This window comes from Afipia sp. OHSU_II-C1 (genome assembly GCF_000497575.1).
Classification (GTDB): Bacteria; Pseudomonadota; Alphaproteobacteria; order Rhizobiales; family Xanthobacteraceae; genus Afipia.
This window is the reverse complement of the sequence record NZ_APJI01000006.1, coordinates 98,227-112,479: the sequence shown is the minus strand read 5'-3', so window position 1 is coordinate 112,479 and position 14,253 is coordinate 98,227. Positions and strand designations below refer to the sequence as shown.

General features: G+C 62.4%; 17 protein-coding genes. 11 read left to right on the top strand and 6 right to left on the bottom strand.

The genetic code is table 11. From position 1 onward, the window contains the following. Positions 1 to 10: 10 nt before the first annotated feature. The 4 genes from I554_RS0105725 to I554_RS0105710 are packed head-to-tail and all read left to right on the top strand — an operon-like array spanning position 11 to position 2,841. Complete coding sequence (locus I554_RS0105725) at positions 11 to 619, top strand: DUF1285 domain-containing protein (RefSeq protein WP_024576000.1); 609 nt, start codon at positions 11 to 13, stop codon at positions 617 to 619. A 34-nt stretch (positions 620 to 653) separates the two neighbouring features. Then, positions 654 to 1,328 carry a CoA pyrophosphatase gene (locus I554_RS0105720; RefSeq protein WP_051358612.1) on the top strand — a complete coding sequence of 225 codons (675 nt, stop codon included), beginning with the start codon at positions 654 to 656 and terminating at the stop codon, positions 1,326 to 1,328. Further along, a complete protein-coding gene (locus tag I554_RS0105715) occupies positions 1,325 to 1,588 on the top strand; it encodes a DUF6111 family protein (RefSeq protein ID WP_024576002.1) in 264 nt (87 codons plus the stop codon). The genes I554_RS0105720 and I554_RS0105715 overlap by 4 nt, the downstream gene beginning before the upstream one ends. After that, positions 1,585 to 2,841 (top strand): CCA tRNA nucleotidyltransferase, encoded by a 1,257-nt coding sequence (locus I554_RS0105710; protein ID WP_024576003.1) that lies wholly within the window; start codon positions 1,585 to 1,587, stop codon positions 2,839 to 2,841. The genes I554_RS0105715 and I554_RS0105710 overlap by 4 nt, the downstream gene beginning before the upstream one ends. Before the next feature lie 53 nt (positions 2,842 to 2,894). On the opposite strand, the gene I554_RS0105705 is transcribed toward I554_RS0105710, so the two are convergent. The 6 genes from I554_RS0105705 to I554_RS0105680 form a co-directional block, all read right to left on the bottom strand. Continuing rightward, positions 2,895 to 3,164 carry a DUF2158 domain-containing protein gene (locus I554_RS0105705; protein ID WP_024576004.1) on the bottom strand — a complete coding sequence of 90 codons (270 nt, stop codon included), beginning with the start codon at positions 3,162 to 3,164 and terminating at the stop codon, positions 2,895 to 2,897. A gap of 131 nt (positions 3,165 to 3,295) precedes the next feature. Beyond that, positions 3,296 to 4,084 (bottom strand): outer membrane beta-barrel protein, encoded by a 789-nt coding sequence (locus I554_RS0105700; RefSeq protein ID WP_024576005.1) that lies wholly within the window; start codon positions 4,082 to 4,084, stop codon positions 3,296 to 3,298. Positions 4,085 to 4,301: 217 nt separating this feature from the next. After that, positions 4,302 to 5,195 (bottom strand): oxygen-dependent coproporphyrinogen oxidase, encoded by an 894-nt coding sequence (hemF, locus tag I554_RS0105695; protein WP_024576006.1) that lies wholly within the window; start codon positions 5,193 to 5,195, stop codon positions 4,302 to 4,304. A 21-nt stretch (positions 5,196 to 5,216) separates the two neighbouring features. Beyond that, the gene (locus I554_RS0105690; protein WP_024576007.1) at positions 5,217 to 5,582 is read right to left on the bottom strand and encodes a 6-carboxytetrahydropterin synthase; all 366 of its coding nucleotides are present in this window, start codon (positions 5,580 to 5,582) and stop codon (positions 5,217 to 5,219) included. A 15-nt stretch (positions 5,583 to 5,597) separates the two neighbouring features. Next, positions 5,598 to 6,230 (bottom strand): 7-carboxy-7-deazaguanine synthase, encoded by a 633-nt coding sequence (queE, locus tag I554_RS0105685; protein WP_024576008.1) that lies wholly within the window; start codon positions 6,228 to 6,230, stop codon positions 5,598 to 5,600. Further along, a complete protein-coding gene (locus tag I554_RS0105680; RefSeq protein WP_024576009.1) occupies positions 6,227 to 6,685 on the bottom strand; it encodes a tRNA (cytidine(34)-2'-O)-methyltransferase in 459 nt (152 codons plus the stop codon). The genes queE and I554_RS0105680 overlap by 4 nt, the downstream gene beginning before the upstream one ends. A gap of 273 nt (positions 6,686 to 6,958) precedes the next feature. Between I554_RS0105680 and petA the strand changes: the two genes are divergently transcribed. From petA to I554_RS0105645, 7 genes are all read left to right on the top strand, one after another. Then, complete coding sequence (petA, locus tag I554_RS0105675) at positions 6,959 to 7,489, top strand: ubiquinol-cytochrome c reductase iron-sulfur subunit (RefSeq protein ID WP_283805231.1); 531 nt, start codon at positions 6,959 to 6,961, stop codon at positions 7,487 to 7,489. Between the two features lie 50 nt (positions 7,490 to 7,539). After that, on the top strand, positions 7,540 to 9,606 hold the full coding sequence (locus tag I554_RS0105670; protein ID WP_024576011.1) for a cytochrome c1: 2,067 nt from the start codon (positions 7,540 to 7,542) through the stop codon (positions 9,604 to 9,606). Positions 9,607 to 9,749: 143 nt separating this feature from the next. Beyond that, positions 9,750 to 10,697 (top strand): bile acid:sodium symporter family protein, encoded by a 948-nt coding sequence (locus tag I554_RS0105665; RefSeq protein ID WP_024576012.1) that lies wholly within the window; start codon positions 9,750 to 9,752, stop codon positions 10,695 to 10,697. Beyond that, on the top strand, positions 10,694 to 11,680 hold the full coding sequence (locus I554_RS0105660) for an SDR family oxidoreductase (protein ID WP_029659746.1): 987 nt from the start codon (positions 10,694 to 10,696) through the stop codon (positions 11,678 to 11,680). Before I554_RS0105665 ends, I554_RS0105660 begins: the two co-directional genes overlap by 4 nt. Further along, entirely contained in the window at positions 11,677 to 12,972 is a 1,296-nt protein-coding gene (locus tag I554_RS0105655; protein ID WP_024576014.1) for an NAD(P)-binding domain-containing protein, read from the top strand. The genes I554_RS0105660 and I554_RS0105655 overlap by 4 nt, the downstream gene beginning before the upstream one ends. A gap of 26 nt (positions 12,973 to 12,998) precedes the next feature. Further along, positions 12,999 to 13,673 carry a dienelactone hydrolase family protein gene (locus tag I554_RS0105650; RefSeq protein WP_024576015.1) on the top strand — a complete coding sequence of 225 codons (675 nt, stop codon included), beginning with the start codon at positions 12,999 to 13,001 and terminating at the stop codon, positions 13,671 to 13,673. Beyond that, positions 13,670 to 14,137, top strand: a complete 468-nt coding sequence (locus I554_RS0105645; RefSeq protein ID WP_024576016.1) for a GNAT family N-acetyltransferase — start codon at positions 13,670 to 13,672, stop codon at positions 14,135 to 14,137. Before I554_RS0105650 ends, I554_RS0105645 begins: the two co-directional genes overlap by 4 nt. Positions 14,138 to 14,253: the final 116 nt, after the last annotated feature.

Genomic DNA, 14,253 nt, shown 5'->3' with positions numbered 1-14,253 from the left:
AGGGCAAACAATGGCGAACCAAGGGCAGAAACAGGAGCTGAATCCGGCTCAGCGCCTCGATGGGCTGACCCAGGCGGCGCGTGGTGCTGCGACAAAAGGTCTGCCGCCGGTTCATCTGTGGAATCCGCCGTTCTGCGGCGATCTCGATATGCGGATCGCGAGCGACGGCACGTGGTTCTATCTTGGGACACCGATCGGACGCGCGGCGCTGGTGAAGCTGTTTTCCACAATTCTCAAGCGCGAGGACGGCAAGTATTTTCTGGTCACGCCGGTTGAGAAAGTCGGCATCCGCGTCGATGACGCGCCGTTTCTCGCGGTCGAGATGGAGAAGGACGGCGAGGGCGCGAAGCGGACACTGAGTTTTCGCACCAATGTCGACGAATGGGTGCCATGCGATGGCGCTCACCGGTTGCGCTTCGAGGCGGCGGCCGATGGCGGGTTAACGCCATACCTCCATGTGCGGTCGGATTTGTGGGCAAAAGTCACACGCGCGCTCTATTATGATCTGGTCGAGATGGGCGAAATTCGAGTCGTCGACGGCCGCGAGATGTTCGGGGTCATGTCCGGCGGCGAGTTCTTCTCGATGGCGGACGCGGCGCAGGCGCGCGACCCTGTTTGAGACAAGAGGATTCGGGTTGACCAAAAGTGTTTTGATGGACGCTGCATCCGCCAATACTGCGGCTCCGCTCGATATGAGCTCCGGCGAGTTCTTTCGCAGGGCGCACGAGCGGCTGAGCTTCGATGTGCCGCCCGGACTGACCGACGCCGCGGTGCTGGCGCCAACGGGCGATTTCGGCACCGATGCGATGCTGGAGATCATTGCGAAGGAGCGCCCGGTGCGGCCGGCGGCGGTTCTCGTTCCGATCGTGGAGCGCGACGTGCCGACCGTGCTGCTGACCAAACGCGCCGAGCATCTCAACGAACATGCCGGACAGATTTCGTTTCCCGGCGGCAAGATCGATCCGACCGATGTATCGCCGATGGATGCGGCGCTGCGCGAAGCCGACGAGGAAGTCGGTCTCAAACGGGATTTCATCGAGCCGATCGGCTATCTCGATGTCTATGCGACCGGCTTCGGATTCCGGATCCTGCCGACGCTGGCGCGGGTCCGCCCTGGATTTGAACTGACGATCAATACCAATGAAGTCGATGCTGCTTTCGAGGTGCCGCTGGCGTTTCTGATGGACCCGGTCAATCACAAGCTCGGCAGCAAGGAATTTCGCGGCATGCAGCGCTCGTTCTACGAGATGCCGTTCGAGCAGCACTACATCTGGGGTGCGACCGCAGGGATGCTGCGCGCGCTTTATGAGCGGATTTATCTTGCATGATCCGTCCCGTCCTCACCGAGATCGGAATCTTCCTTATCCCATTCGCGGTCTACGCGGCGTTTCTGATCGCGAGCCGTTCCGGTGTCTGGGTGAAGTCATCATGGCCGCTTCACATCGTCGGTAAGCTGGCGGTGGCTGCGTTTGTACTTGTGATCGTCAGCCTCGTGCTGCTGGCGCATTTTTCCGGAGCGCCTCCGGGATCGACCTATACCCCGGCGCATATCGAGGACGGCAAGCTGATCCGGGGATCCGAGAAATGAATGCCCCGGATTCGCTGCGCGACGCTCCGTGGTTGAGGTCAGGCGCGACGGCACGGGTGCTGACGCTGCTTAATGCCGGCGGCGAGGAGGCGCGGGTTGCCGGGGGCGCCGTGCGCAACGCCCTGCTCGGGCTCCCCATCGGTGACATCGACATTGCGACCACGGCGCTGCCCGAGGAAGTGATCCGCCGCGCCAAGCTCGCACATATCAAGGCGGTGCCGACCGGCGTCGAGCACGGCACGGTGACGCTGGTGATCGAAGGCCAGCCGTTTGAAGTGACCACGCTGCGCGAGGATATCGAAACCTTCGGGCGCAAGGCCAAGGTGGCGTTCGGGCGCGACTGGACGCGCGATGCCATGCGCCGCGATTTCACCATGAATGGCCTGACGGTGACGCCGGACGGCACCGTTCATGACGAGGTCGGGGGGCGCGCGGACATCGCGGCACGGAGGGTGCGTTTTATCGGCGATCCATCACAACGCATTGCCGAGGATTATCTCCGCATCCTGCGGTTCTTCCGGATTCACGCCGCTTACGGGGAGGGCGCGCCGGACCGTGCCGGATACGAGGCCTGTATCGCCGGACGTGACGGGCTTGCGGAGTTGTCGGCCGAGCGCATCCGGATGGAAATGCTGAAGCTGATGGTCGCGAAGGGAGCGGCGCCGGCGCTGGTCGCGATGGATGACGCCGGCCTGTTGCTGCGGCTGACGGCAGGCGTTGTCTTTCACGGGCCGTTCGCGGCAATGCTCGCTGCCGAACAGGCGCTCGGGCTGGACGCCGATGCGGTTCGCCGCCTCGGAGCGCTGACTGTGGCGGTGACCGAAGATGCCAAGCGATTGTCACAGCGCTGGCGGCTGTCGAATGCCGAGACCAAGCGGCTGGATTCGATGGGGCACCGCTGGTGGCGGCTGGCCGGGATGGACGAGGCGACGGCGCAGCGGCGGCTCTACCGGCTGGGCGCGGCGCGCTACCTCGACCGGATCATGCTGGCATGGGCGCGGGCGGGCCATGATGCGGCGTCTCCATTGTGGCGTGAGCTTGCAACACTGCCGGAACGCTGGACGCCGCCGGCGTTTCCGCTCAAGGCGGCCGACTTTATTGCGCGGGGTATTGCGGAAGGACCGGCGCTTGGCCACGTCCTGACGCTGGCCGAAGATGCATGGCTGGCGATGCAGTTTCCACTCGATGCGGCGGCGCTCAAGACCATCGCCGATGACACCGTCGCGAAGTTCACGCGGGATCATCGGCTGTAGAGTCAGCCACCGGGTGGTTCCCGGTGGTGTGTCTGGTTCAGTGAAGAAAAGTCTCAGGCGACTTCCTCGGTCTTCGTCGCGTGATGGTCTTCGCTCTCTTCTTCGTCATCATCGCTGTCTTCGTCTTCGTCGTGCTCCTCGTCCTCATCGTCGGACATGTCGATGTGGGCGAGTTCGAGAACGGCCGCCGGAAGCTTTTCGCGGAACAGGTCGCCTTCTTCGCCGATCCAGACGCATTCGACCGTCTCATCGGTGACTTCGGCAACGGTCAATGCCTGACCGCCAGATTTGAGAACAACGACGTCGCCTGCTTTCAGTGCCATGACCGACTCCCTGCTGATGTGAGGAGCGTTCAGCCTAGCCGCGCGCTATGACATGCCGACAAAGAGTAGCCGACAAAACGAAAAAGCCCCGGACCATGTCCGGGGCTTTGACTTGTAGAAACTGTCGGCGCTTAGCGAACGATGCCGAGGACGTAGCCGAGCATGTCGAACTTGTAGTTCAGGCCGACCTTGGCGGTGTGGATGCCGGGCAGCGAGGTCGTGGTCCAGACCTGGGTCGGAGGACCGGTGAAGTTGCCAGTGGTGGTGATGTTGTTGTCGAAGCCGAGATAGAGGTACTCAGCCTTCACGCTCCACTTGTTGTCGAAAGCGTATTCCCAGCCGCCGCCGATTGCGTAACCGAGGCGATACTTGGTGTGCATGGTGTCGATGTGGAAGCCGGGCGTACCGTTGGACACGCCGGTTTCGAAGTCGACCAGTGCGGCACCGCCCTTGACGTAGATCAGCGAGCGGTCGAACGCGTAACCGAAGCGGGCAGCCCAGACGCTGTAGAGGCCTTCAGCGCGGGTGGTCGCAATCGAGGTCGCCGATCCAGCATAGGCGGACGAACCCTTGAGGCCGATGTAGCCGGTTTCACCTTCGTAGCCGATCACCCAATTCGGAGCGAACTGGTAGTTGTAACCGCTGGTGTAGCCGCCAATCACGCTCGAGTTGTACTTATAGGACGCAGCCGGGCCGGCGAAGATCGGGAGGCCTGCGCCGTCAACCGGCACGCCGGTCACGGTGTCGTTGGCTGCGAAAGCGCCGCCCACGTAACCGCCAATATAGCCGCCCGTCCAGGTGAAGACCTGTACCGGAGGAGCCTTGCGATAGATCGGCGCGGTGCCGAGATCGGCTGCGGAAGCCGCGCCTGCCAGGCCAACGCCTGCGGCAGCGAGAAGAAGGACGGCAATCTTGCGCATGTGAGCCCCTATAAAACCATCGATGGCGGTCTGATTCCGCCACACCTATGGCCATCAAAATACGTTGGGGGCTCTCCGGGCTCAAATGGTTTCCGGGCGGGTTGGCGGTATCCGGCACCGTTCTTTGGCGAGTGTGCTGTCTCGGTGACAGGTCGAAATCGCGAAAAAGGTGCTTCTTTATTAAGCTTTTGTGAATTTCGTCTGCGGCAGGAGGCCGTTACGGCCACTTCACCTCTGGTGGCATCGACGACAGGATCGAATCGACATTTCCGCCTGTTTTCAGGCCGAAAATGGTCCCCCTGTCGTAGAGCAGGTTGAACTCCACATAGCGGCCGCGGCGGATGAGCTGCTCCTGACGGTCCTTGTCGGTCCAGGCGTCCTTGAAATTCCGCCGCACCAGTTCGGGATAGATCGCGGCGAAGGCCCGGCCGACATCCTTGGTGAAGGCCAGGTCGGCATCCCAGTCCCCCGAATCGAGCCAGTCGTAAAAGATGCCGCCGATCCCGCGCGCTTCTTTGCGGTGGGGCAGGTAGAAATACTCGTCGCACCAAGTCTTGAACTTCTCATAGGGGGCGACGGCGGCATGGGCGTCACAGGCCGCCTTCATGGCGGCATGGAAGGCGGCTGTGTCGGCGTCGTCCTGGGTTCGCCGCCGGTCAAGGACCGGGGTCAGGTCAGCACCGCCACCGAACCACGCCTTGGTCGTCACCACGAAGCGGGTGTTCATGTGAACCGCCGGCACGTTCGGATTGCGCGGATGGATGATCAGCGAAACGCCCGAGGCCCAGAAGCGCGGATCGTCCGCGGCGCCCGGAATCTGCGCGCGGAATTCCGGCGCGAACTCGCCATGCACCGTCGAGCAATGCACCCCGGCCTTCTCGAACAGCCGCCCGCGCAGCACCGACATCACGCCGCCGCCGCCGGGTTTTCCCGTATGGTCGGTACGATCCCACGGCGTACGGACGAAATGGCCTGCCTCGCCCGGATAGAGCGCAGCCGGAGCGTCGGCCTCGAGTTTTTCAAGCGACAGGCAGATGTCGTCGCGCAGTCGTTCAAACCACGTGCGGGCCGTTTGCTTGCGCTCTTCGATGGTGGTGACGGGCTTTTCCAAGGGGCAATCTCCGTTGGGCGCTTAGCCCTGCGGGCCGAAATATGTGCAGCTTTCGTTGCAACTGTCGCGATGGACGCTGACGCGTGTGACCTTGCCGGCGTGCTGAACCCGGTCCCAGATGAAGCGGGTGAGGTTTTCCAGCGTCGGCGCGCCGAGTGCTTCGACCTTGTTGAGCAGCTTGTGGTCGAGCATTTTCTGCACCTCGGCCATCCGTTGCTCGAGCATGCCCAAATCCGTCACCATCCCGGTCGCGGGATCGGGTATGCCGCGGATCGAGACTTCGGCACGGAAAGAATGGCCGTGAATTTCGTCACTGGCCTCGCCAAGCGTCGTGCCGGGCAGCGAATGCGCGGCCTCGAAACGGAACGATTTCGTCAATTCCCACATCGGTCGTATCCGGTCTTATCTGATACCAAGCGTCTTGTGCGTCTGGACGCTGAGCCGCCACTGCGGATGGCGCAAGCAATACGCGATCGCGGCCTGCGTGCTTTGCGCTATGTCAGGTCCGTCCATCGGCTGCAACGAGAACCGCTCGAATTCCAGACCCGCGAAATCCTCGGGCGTGTTGTCCGCCTGCGGGTAGACCAGCTTCAGTTCGTGCCCTTTGCGGACCACCAGTTCCGATCCGGCCTTCGGACTGACGCAGATCCAGTCGAGCCCCGGTGGCGGTTCGATGGTGCCGTTGGTCTCGATCGCGATGGTGAAGCCGCGTGCATGCAGCGCATCGATCAGCGCAGTATCGACCTGCAGCAGGGGCTCCCCGCCGGTCAGCACGGTATAGCGATGGTTCTGCGGTCCTTCCCACTGCGCGGCAATCGCCGCGGCAAGCTCGTCGGCGTTCGCGTAGCGGCCGCCGAGCGTACCGTCGGTGCCGACAAAATCGGTGTCACAGAACTGGCAGACGGCGGTGGCGCGGTCCTGCTCCCGGCCGGTCCACAGGTTGCAGCCCGAGAAGCGGCAGAACACGGCGGTGCGCCCGGCGTGGGCGCCTTCGCCTTGCAATGTCAGGAAGATTTCCTTTACCGCGTAACTCAACGCGCCGTTCCTCTTGTCTGCCTCAATGCTTCACCGAGCGCCATCGCGACCGTCATTGCGACGTTCAGGGACCGCATTCCGGGCGCGATGGGGATGACCAGCCGCTCGTCGGCAGCCTCTACCACGTGATCCGGCACTCCGGCGGATTCTCGGCCGAACAGCAGGAGGTCATTGTCCCGATAGATATGATCGAGATAGGGCGTTGCAGCTTTTGTCGAAAAAAGAAGCAGCCGGCCGCCGGATTTCGCCCGCCAAGCCTCGAAGGCGGTCCAGGAATCATGGCGGACGATGGTTACCTGGTCCAGGTAGTCCATTCCGGAGCGGCGGAAATGCCGGTCGGACGTTGGGAAACCGGCCGGCTCGATGATGTGGGCCTCCACGGCCAGGCAGGCGCAGAGTCGCAGAATCGTCCCCGTGTTTTGCGGGATGTCAGGTTGAAAAAGGACGACGCGCATCGAAAGCGGCCCTTGGCCCCGGTGGAAAACTTCAGGAAAAATCTCCGCCACAGGCGGTTTTAGTGCGTCGCACTAAATGTGCCGATAGCGGGCTTGCGCTCTCCCGGCAAGGGTGCCAATAGATCGATTCTAGATCGTATGTTCTGCCCGGTAGAGTGGGACAAGTGGTCATTCTGCCACCGCGGGGCCCGCGGGCACCGGCTTGCTCTCCCGGCGCATCCGATGCGTCGAACGGGGATGGGTCCGCCGGTTGCAGTTCGGAAAGGGTTTGCAATCGTGACGTCTTCCTCCTCGGCTGAGCCGACGCGCCGTGATTTTCTCTATGTAGCGACGGGATCCGTAGCTGCCGTCGGCGCTGCGGCAGTGGCCTGGCCGCTGATCTCCCAGATGAACCCGGATGCCTCCACCATCGCGGCGGGCGCTCCGATCGAGGTGGATCTGACGCCGATCGCGACAGGACAGGACATCAAGGTGTTCTGGCGCGGCAAGCCGATCTACATCATGAACCGCACCAAGAAGCAGATCGACGAGGCGCGCGCCGTGGCGGTGTCGAGCCTGCCCGATCCGCAGACCGACCAATCCCGCGTGAAGGAAGGCCACGACCAGTGGCTCGTCGTAATCGGCATCTGTACGCATCTCGGCTGTATCCCGATCGCCCATGAAGGCAACTACGACGGCTTCTTCTGCCCGTGCCACGGCTCGCAGTACGACTCGTCGGGCCGCATCCGTCAGGGGCCCGCACCGACCAACCTGGCCGTGCCGCCGTACTCCTTCGTCTCCGACACCAAAATCAAAATCGGCTGATTGTTTAATCAGACCCGATCACGTCGCTTCTTCTTTGTCAGGATCGCATCATGAGCGGACCATCGAACTACAACCCGCAAAACCCCGTCTTGAAGTGGGTTGAACGGCGTCTCCCGATCGGGGGACTGATCCACTCGTCCTTCGTTGCCTACCCGACGCCGCGTAACCTCAACTACTGGTGGACGTTCGGCGCGATCCTTTCGATGATGCTCGGCGTGCAGATCATCACCGGCATTATTCTGGCGATGCACTACACTCCGCATGTCGATCTCGCTTTCAAGTCGGTTGAACTGATCGTCCGCGACGTCAACTACGGCTGGCTGCTGCGCTATCTGCACTCCAACGGCGCATCGATGTTCTTCATTGCCGTGTACATCCACATGTTCCGCGGCCTGTACTACGGGTCATACAAGGAGCCGCGCGAGGTGCTCTGGATTCTCGGCGTCATCATCTACCTCCTGATGATGGCAACCGGTTTCATGGGCTACGTGCTGCCGTGGGGCCAGATGAGCTTCTGGGGCGCCACCGTCATCACCAACCTGTTCTCCGCCATTCCGTATTTCGGCGAGAGCATCGTGACGCTGCTGTGGGGCGGCTACTCGGTCGGCAACCCGACGCTGAACCGCTTCTTCTCGCTGCACTACCTGCTGCCGTTCGTGATCGCAGGCGTCGTCGTGCTGCACATCTGGGCGCTGCATGTCGCGGGTCAGAACAATCCGGCCGGCGTCGAGCCGAAGACCGAGAAGGACGTTGTGCCCTTCACCCCGTACGCGACCCTCAAGGACGCGTTCGGCATGGTTTGCTTCCTGCTGTTCTTCTCGTGGTTCCTGTTCTACATCCCGAACTATCTCGGCGATCCGGACAACTACATCCCGGCCAACCCGGCCGTGACACCTGCGCACATCGTGCCTGAGTGGTACTACCTGCCGTTCTACGCAATCCTGCGTTCGATCCCGAACAAGCTCGCCGGCGTCATCGCGATGTTCTCGGCGATCATCGTGCTGGCCTTCCTGCCGTGGCTCGACAGCGCCAAGACCCGCTCGTCGAAGTACCGTCCGCTCGCCAAGCAGTTCTTCTGGATCTTCGTGGCGATCTGCCTCGGTCTCGGCTGGCTCGGCGCCAAGCCTGCGGAAGGCATCTATGTCGTCGCCGGCCGCGTGCTGACGTTCGCTTACTTCGCCTACTTCCTGATTGTGCTGCCGATCCTGAGCCGCATCGAGAAGGCGCGTCCGCTGCCGAACTCGATCGCCGAAGACGTGCTGCGCAAGACGGGCAAGACGCCGGTCTCGGCCGCGATCGCGCTCGTGGTTGGCGGCATGCTGCTGCTGGGCGGCGCGAACAACGCCAAGGCTGAAGACGGCCACGGCCCGACGCCGCCGTCGGCGAAGTGGTCGTTTGCAGGTCCGTTCGGCAAGTTCGATCAGGGCCAGTTGCAGCGCGGCCTCAAGATCTACAAGGAAGTCTGCGCGTCGTGCCACGGACTGTCGTTTGTCGCATTCCGCAACCTCGCCGATCCGGGCGGACCGGGCTATTCGCCCGCGCAGGCGGCTGCGTTTGCCGCCGAGTACAAGGTCAAGGACGGTCCCGACGACAAGGGCGACATGTTCGAACGCCCCGGCCGTCCGGCCGACTACTTCCCGTCGCCGTTCCCGAACGAGCAGGCGGCCCGCGCTGCCAACGGCGGCGCCTATCCGCCGGACCTGTCGCTGATGGCCAAGGCGCGCGGCTATGAGCGCGGCTTCCCGCAGTTCATTTTCGATGCCTTCGCCCAGTTCCAGGAGAAGGGCCCGAATTACATCGACGCCCTGCTGCAGGGCTATGAGGAGAAGGCGCCGGCCGGCTTCACGCTGCCGGAGGGGTCGTACTACAACAAGTTCTTCCCCGGCCATTCGATCAAGATGCCCAAGCCGCTCAGCGACGGTCAGGTGACCTTCGACGACGGTTCGCCTGCGACCGTGCAGCAGTATGCCAAGGACATCTCCGCATTTCTGATGTGGACCGCCGAGCCGCATCTCGAGGCCCGCAAGCGCCTCGGCTTGCAGGTCATGATCTTCCTGATCGTGCTGTCGGGCCTGCTGTACTTCACCAAGAAGAAAGTCTGGGCCGACGCTCACTGAGTCTTCTTGAAAATCCGGACTGCGAAAGGCCCCCGATGCGGGGCCTTTTTGCTGCGTGAATGCTTCATTGCAGCATGGTACCGCTCCACTAGCGTCGCGTGATCCACTCAACTAACCTCACCATGGAGGGACTGAGGGGACACATGACGGGCGCACCGATCGACGACATTCTGCTCAACATCAATCCGACCGGTCAGCTTGTCCTCGGCGGCGTGCTTGCGCTGATCATCTATGGCGTGGCGCTCGATCTGCGCATCGACGATTTCATCGAGGTGTTCCGCCGGCCGATTGCGCCGGTCTCCGGTCTCCTGGCGCAGCTTGCGGTGCTGCCGGCGGTGACGTGGGCCATCACCATGCTGCTGAAGCCGCAGCCCAGCATCGCCCTCGGCATGATCGTGGTGGCGGCCTGTCCCGGCGGCAACATCTCCAACCTGATCACCCATATGGCGCGCGGCAATACCGCGCTCTCGATCAGCATGACCGCGATGTCGAGCCTGCTCGCCATAGTCACGACGCCGCTTAACATCCTGTTCTGGGCAGGGCTCAACCCCGATACCAACGCATTGCTGCGGCAGGTGAGTATCGAGCCGCTGTCGTTCCTTGGCTCCACCATGGCGATCCTCGGCATTCCGATGGCGCTCGGGCTCGCCACCGTGCATTACTGGCCGCGCCTCGGCCATCTGCTGCGTCGGCCGCTGCAGATCCTGTCGTTCCTGTTTCTGGTCGCCTTCATCGGCGGCGCGATCTTCACAAACGCTCGCTATCTCACGACTTTCGTGCAATCGATCCTGCCGTTTGTGATTTTGCACAACGCCATCGCCATCGGGCTCGGCTGGGGCACCGCGAAACTGCTGCGGCTCAGCGATTACGACACCCGCGCGATGACCATCGAAGTGAGCATGCACAATTCGGGGCTGGGTCTGGCGCTGATCCTCAATCAGTTCGACGGCATCGGCGGCGCCGCGCTCGTGGCCGCTGGGTGGGGCGTCTGGCATCTGATTTCCGGATGGGCGCTGGCGGCATGGTGGAAGCGCCGCGATCCGCATCCGCAAGGCCAAAGCCCGATTGCACGCACGGACACGGCAGAATGAGCGACGCCCACGCAGGACAATACGCCATGAACGGCGGCGTGCTGGTCACCGGCGCAGCGGGATTCATCGGTAAGTCACTGATCGCCGAACTCGCACGCGTGAGCCTGAACTCGGAGATCATCGCGCTTGATGTGCGCGAGGTCGCTGCCCATGAGCGGTTACCCAACGTCACGTATCTGACGGGTGATATCCGCGATCCCGCGCTCAGGGAGATTGTCCAGGCCCATCGCCCGCAGACGGTCGTGCATCTCGCATCCGTGGTCGCAGTCGGCGGCGATCCGCAGCGCGATTGGGAAATCGACGTGCTCGGCACCAAGAATGTGCTGCAGGCGTCGCTCGACGCCAACGTCGAGCATCTGATCGTGACATCGAGCGGCTCGGCCTACGGCTACCATGCGGATAATCCGGTGCCGCTGCATGAAACCGATCCACTGCGCGGCAACGCGGATTTCCCATACGCGCGCAACAAGCGCGAGGTCGAGGAAATGCTGATCGAATGGCATGACCTCTATCCCGATCTCCACCAGACCGTGTTCCGCCCCTGCACGGTGCTGGGTCCCACCACCAACAACCAGATCACCGCGATCTTCGAACGGCCGGTGGTGATGGGCGTCAGCGGCACCGCCACGCCGTTCTCGCTGATCGCCGACAGCGATGTGGTGGATGCATTGGTGCAGGCGGTGCGGCAGCCGAAGCCGGGCACCTACAATCTCGCCGGCGACGGCACGCTCAGCCTGCGCGAGATCGCGGAATTGAACCACCGGCCCTACATTTCGATCCCGCCGTCGGTTCTGAAGTCCGCGCTGTGGCTGCTGCACCTGCTGCGCGTCACCAAGCTCGGGCCCGGTCACGCCAAATTCATCCAGTACCGGCCGGTACTGTCCAACGACAAGCTGAAGTCCGAGTTCGGATTTACGCCGCGCTATGATGCGCGCAAGGTGTTCGAGCGTTATCGCGACGGCCGCGAGGAGCTGAGGAGATGACAACGCTCGTCATCGGCGCAGGCCCCGCGGGCCTTGCCGCCGTCAGGAGTCTCAAGCAGGCCGATCTGCCGGTGAAGTGCGTGGAGAGGAACGCCGATGTCGGCGGGCAGTGGCTGTATGGCGCGGCGCCGAGCGCGGTCTATGCCTCGACGCATCTGATCTCGTCGAAACGCACCACGGCCTATGCGGATTTTCCGATGCCGGAAGACTGGCCGGCCTATCCGGGCCACGAGCGCGTATCAGAATATTTCAAATCGTTCGCGAAGCATTTCGATCTTTATCCCTCGATCCGTTTCAACACCGAGGTCAGCAAGATCGAGCAGCGCGACGGAAGCTGGCGGGCGACGTTTGGCGACGGCACGACCGACGATTATGAAAGCGTCATCTTCGCCAACGGTCATCTCAGCGATCCCCTGATGCCGAAGATTCCGGGCGAATTCAGCGGCAAGCTGATGCATGCGAAGGACTACAAGACGGCCGATATTTTCGAGGGCAAGCGCGTTCTCGTCGTCGGCATGGGCAATACCGGTTGCGACATCGTTGTCGATGCCATTCACCGCGCCAAACAGGTGTTGTGGAGTGTGCGCGGCGGCAATCACTTCGTGCCGAAATTCCTCGCCGGAAAGCCGGCGGACGAGGGCAACCACAAGCCGAAGCGTTTCATCATTCCCAAGCGCCTGCGTTCGATGCTGCACGAGCCGATCCTGCGCTTCCTGGTTGGCCCGCCCGAGCGGTTCGGATTGCCGAAGCCCGAGCACCGGCTTTATGACAAGACCCCGATCGTAAACTCGCTCGTGCTCCAGCATCTGGGGCAGGGCGACGTCACCTTGCGCAAGCCGATCAAGGAATTCCGCGGCGACACGGTTGTCTTTACCGACGGACAGGAAGATCAGGTCGATCTGGTGCTGCTTGCCACCGGATATGAGATCACGTTTCCGTTCCTCGAAGACCTCACCGAACTGAACTGGCAGCCGGAGAAAGGCGCGCCGCGTCTCTATCTCAATATCTTCCCGTCACGTCCGAACGGTCTTTATGTCGCCGGGCTGCTGGAAGGCGCCGGTGTCGGCTGGCCGGGCCGTGCTTTGCAAACCGATCTGATCGCGGCCTATATCAAGGCGCAAAAGGAAAGCCCCGATACGATCGCGGATTTCCGCGACAAAATCGCCGCCTATCACACACGGCCGGTCGCCAAGGATCGCGGGGAACACGGAATTTTCGTCGACTTCCTGCAATACAAACGTGATCTTCAGAAAGCCATCGCGAGCTTGAGCGTTGCTTCGCCCGCGGTATAAGACACTCAAATTTCTCGGAGGACATCATGGGCACCAACATCACTTTCAAGCGTCCCGACGGTAAGGACGCAACCGGCTATCTCGCCAACGCCGCGCGCGGCAACGCGCCGGGCGTCGTCGTCATTCAGGAATGGTGGGGCCTTCAGGATCAAATCAAAGGGCTGTGCGATCGCTTCGCAGTGGCCGGATTCGATGCGCTCGCGCCCGACCTCTACAATGGTGTGGTCGTGCCGTATCACGATACGGATGCCGCCAACAAAGAAATGGGCTCGCTTGATTTCATGGATGCCACGAAGCAGACCGTGCGCGGCGCTGCGCAATATCTCGCACGCAATGGCGCCAAGGTCGGTCTCACCGGCTTTTGTCTAGGTGGCGCGGTGACGGTGATCGGCTCAACTGTTATTCCGGAGCTGGCTGCCGGCGTCGCATTCTATGGCATCCCGCCGGAGCAGGCCGCCAAGCCCGCCGACGTGAAGATTCCGTTGCAAGGGCATTTCGCCAATCGTGACGACTGGTGCACGCCGCAGGTGGTCGATGCGTTCGAGAAGGGGCTGAAGGCCGCAGGGAAAACTTGCGAGTTCTTCCGCTATGACGCCGATCATGCCTTCGTCAACGAGCAGCGGATGTCTGTTCATGACCGCCAGGCCGCCGAACTTGCCTGGGGCCGCGCTACGGATTTCTTCAAAAAGCATCTGGGATGAGCTTCACCATCTCCGACCTGCGGCAGCAGCCGGCGTTCTTTGACGCGGTTGCTGACCGTATCTGGCGGGCATGGCGGAAGGAGCGGGGATTTCCGGCGGACTATATTGCCGGACGTCTGCGGGAGAATATGACGCCGTCGCCGATCCCGTTCGCGCTGGTGGCGCACCGGGACGAGACCTTCATTGGGACCGCCTCGGTCATTGCCGCCGACCTCGAGGAACGTCCGCAATACTCCCCTTGGGTGGGAGCGGTCTGGGTCGATCCGAAGTACCGGATGCAGGAGATCGGCTCGGCGCTGGTCGAGCGCGCGGTGGAGGCGGTTTTCGCCCTTCATTTCCGGCGGGTCTATCTTTGCGCGGAAAGGGAGAGGCGGCGGTTCTATGCCCGGCAGGGCTGGGTGCCGATCGAGGAAGACGTCGGCGAGCGGAAACTAACCGTTTTTGTGAAGAACGCCGGGTCTTGACTTCGCCCGCGCCGGGTGGTGTTTTGCCCGCCATGAGCACCCTGTCTAGCCCGACCCTTCTCTGGTGGCGCACCTTCTAAAGGTGGCCGGTGCGATTTATGTGAATTTCAATCGTC

Excerpts from the sequence above, each read along its gene's own strand:
- I554_RS0105725 (WP_024576000.1), top strand. The coding sequence starts at position 11 with ATGGCGAACCAAGGGCAGAAACAGGAGCTGAATCCGGCTCAGCGCCTC.
- I554_RS0105720 (WP_051358612.1), top strand. The coding sequence starts at position 654 with ATGGACGCTGCATCCGCCAATACTGCGGCTCCGCTCGATATGAGCTCC.
- I554_RS0105715 (WP_024576002.1), top strand. The coding sequence starts at position 1,325 with ATGATCCGTCCCGTCCTCACCGAGATCGGAATCTTCCTTATCCCATTC.
- I554_RS0105710 (WP_024576003.1), top strand. The coding sequence starts at position 1,585 with ATGAATGCCCCGGATTCGCTGCGCGACGCTCCGTGGTTGAGGTCAGGC.
- I554_RS0105705 (WP_024576004.1), bottom strand. The coding sequence starts at position 3,164 with ATGGCACTGAAAGCAGGCGACGTCGTTGTTCTCAAATCTGGCGGTCAG.
- I554_RS0105700 (WP_024576005.1), bottom strand. The coding sequence starts at position 4,084 with ATGCGCAAGATTGCCGTCCTTCTTCTCGCTGCCGCAGGCGTTGGCCTG.
- I554_RS0105690 (WP_024576007.1), bottom strand. The coding sequence starts at position 5,582 with ATGTGGGAATTGACGAAATCGTTCCGTTTCGAGGCCGCGCATTCGCTG.
- I554_RS0105680 (WP_024576009.1), bottom strand. The coding sequence starts at position 6,685 with ATGCGCGTCGTCCTTTTTCAACCTGACATCCCGCAAAACACGGGGACG.
- I554_RS0105670 (WP_024576011.1), top strand. The coding sequence starts at position 7,540 with ATGAGCGGACCATCGAACTACAACCCGCAAAACCCCGTCTTGAAGTGG.
- I554_RS0105665 (WP_024576012.1), top strand. The coding sequence starts at position 9,750 with ATGACGGGCGCACCGATCGACGACATTCTGCTCAACATCAATCCGACC.
- I554_RS0105660 (WP_029659746.1), top strand. The coding sequence starts at position 10,694 with ATGAGCGACGCCCACGCAGGACAATACGCCATGAACGGCGGCGTGCTG.
- I554_RS0105655 (WP_024576014.1), top strand. The coding sequence starts at position 11,677 with ATGACAACGCTCGTCATCGGCGCAGGCCCCGCGGGCCTTGCCGCCGTC.
- I554_RS0105650 (WP_024576015.1), top strand. The coding sequence starts at position 12,999 with ATGGGCACCAACATCACTTTCAAGCGTCCCGACGGTAAGGACGCAACC.
- I554_RS0105645 (WP_024576016.1), top strand. The coding sequence starts at position 13,670 with ATGAGCTTCACCATCTCCGACCTGCGGCAGCAGCCGGCGTTCTTTGAC.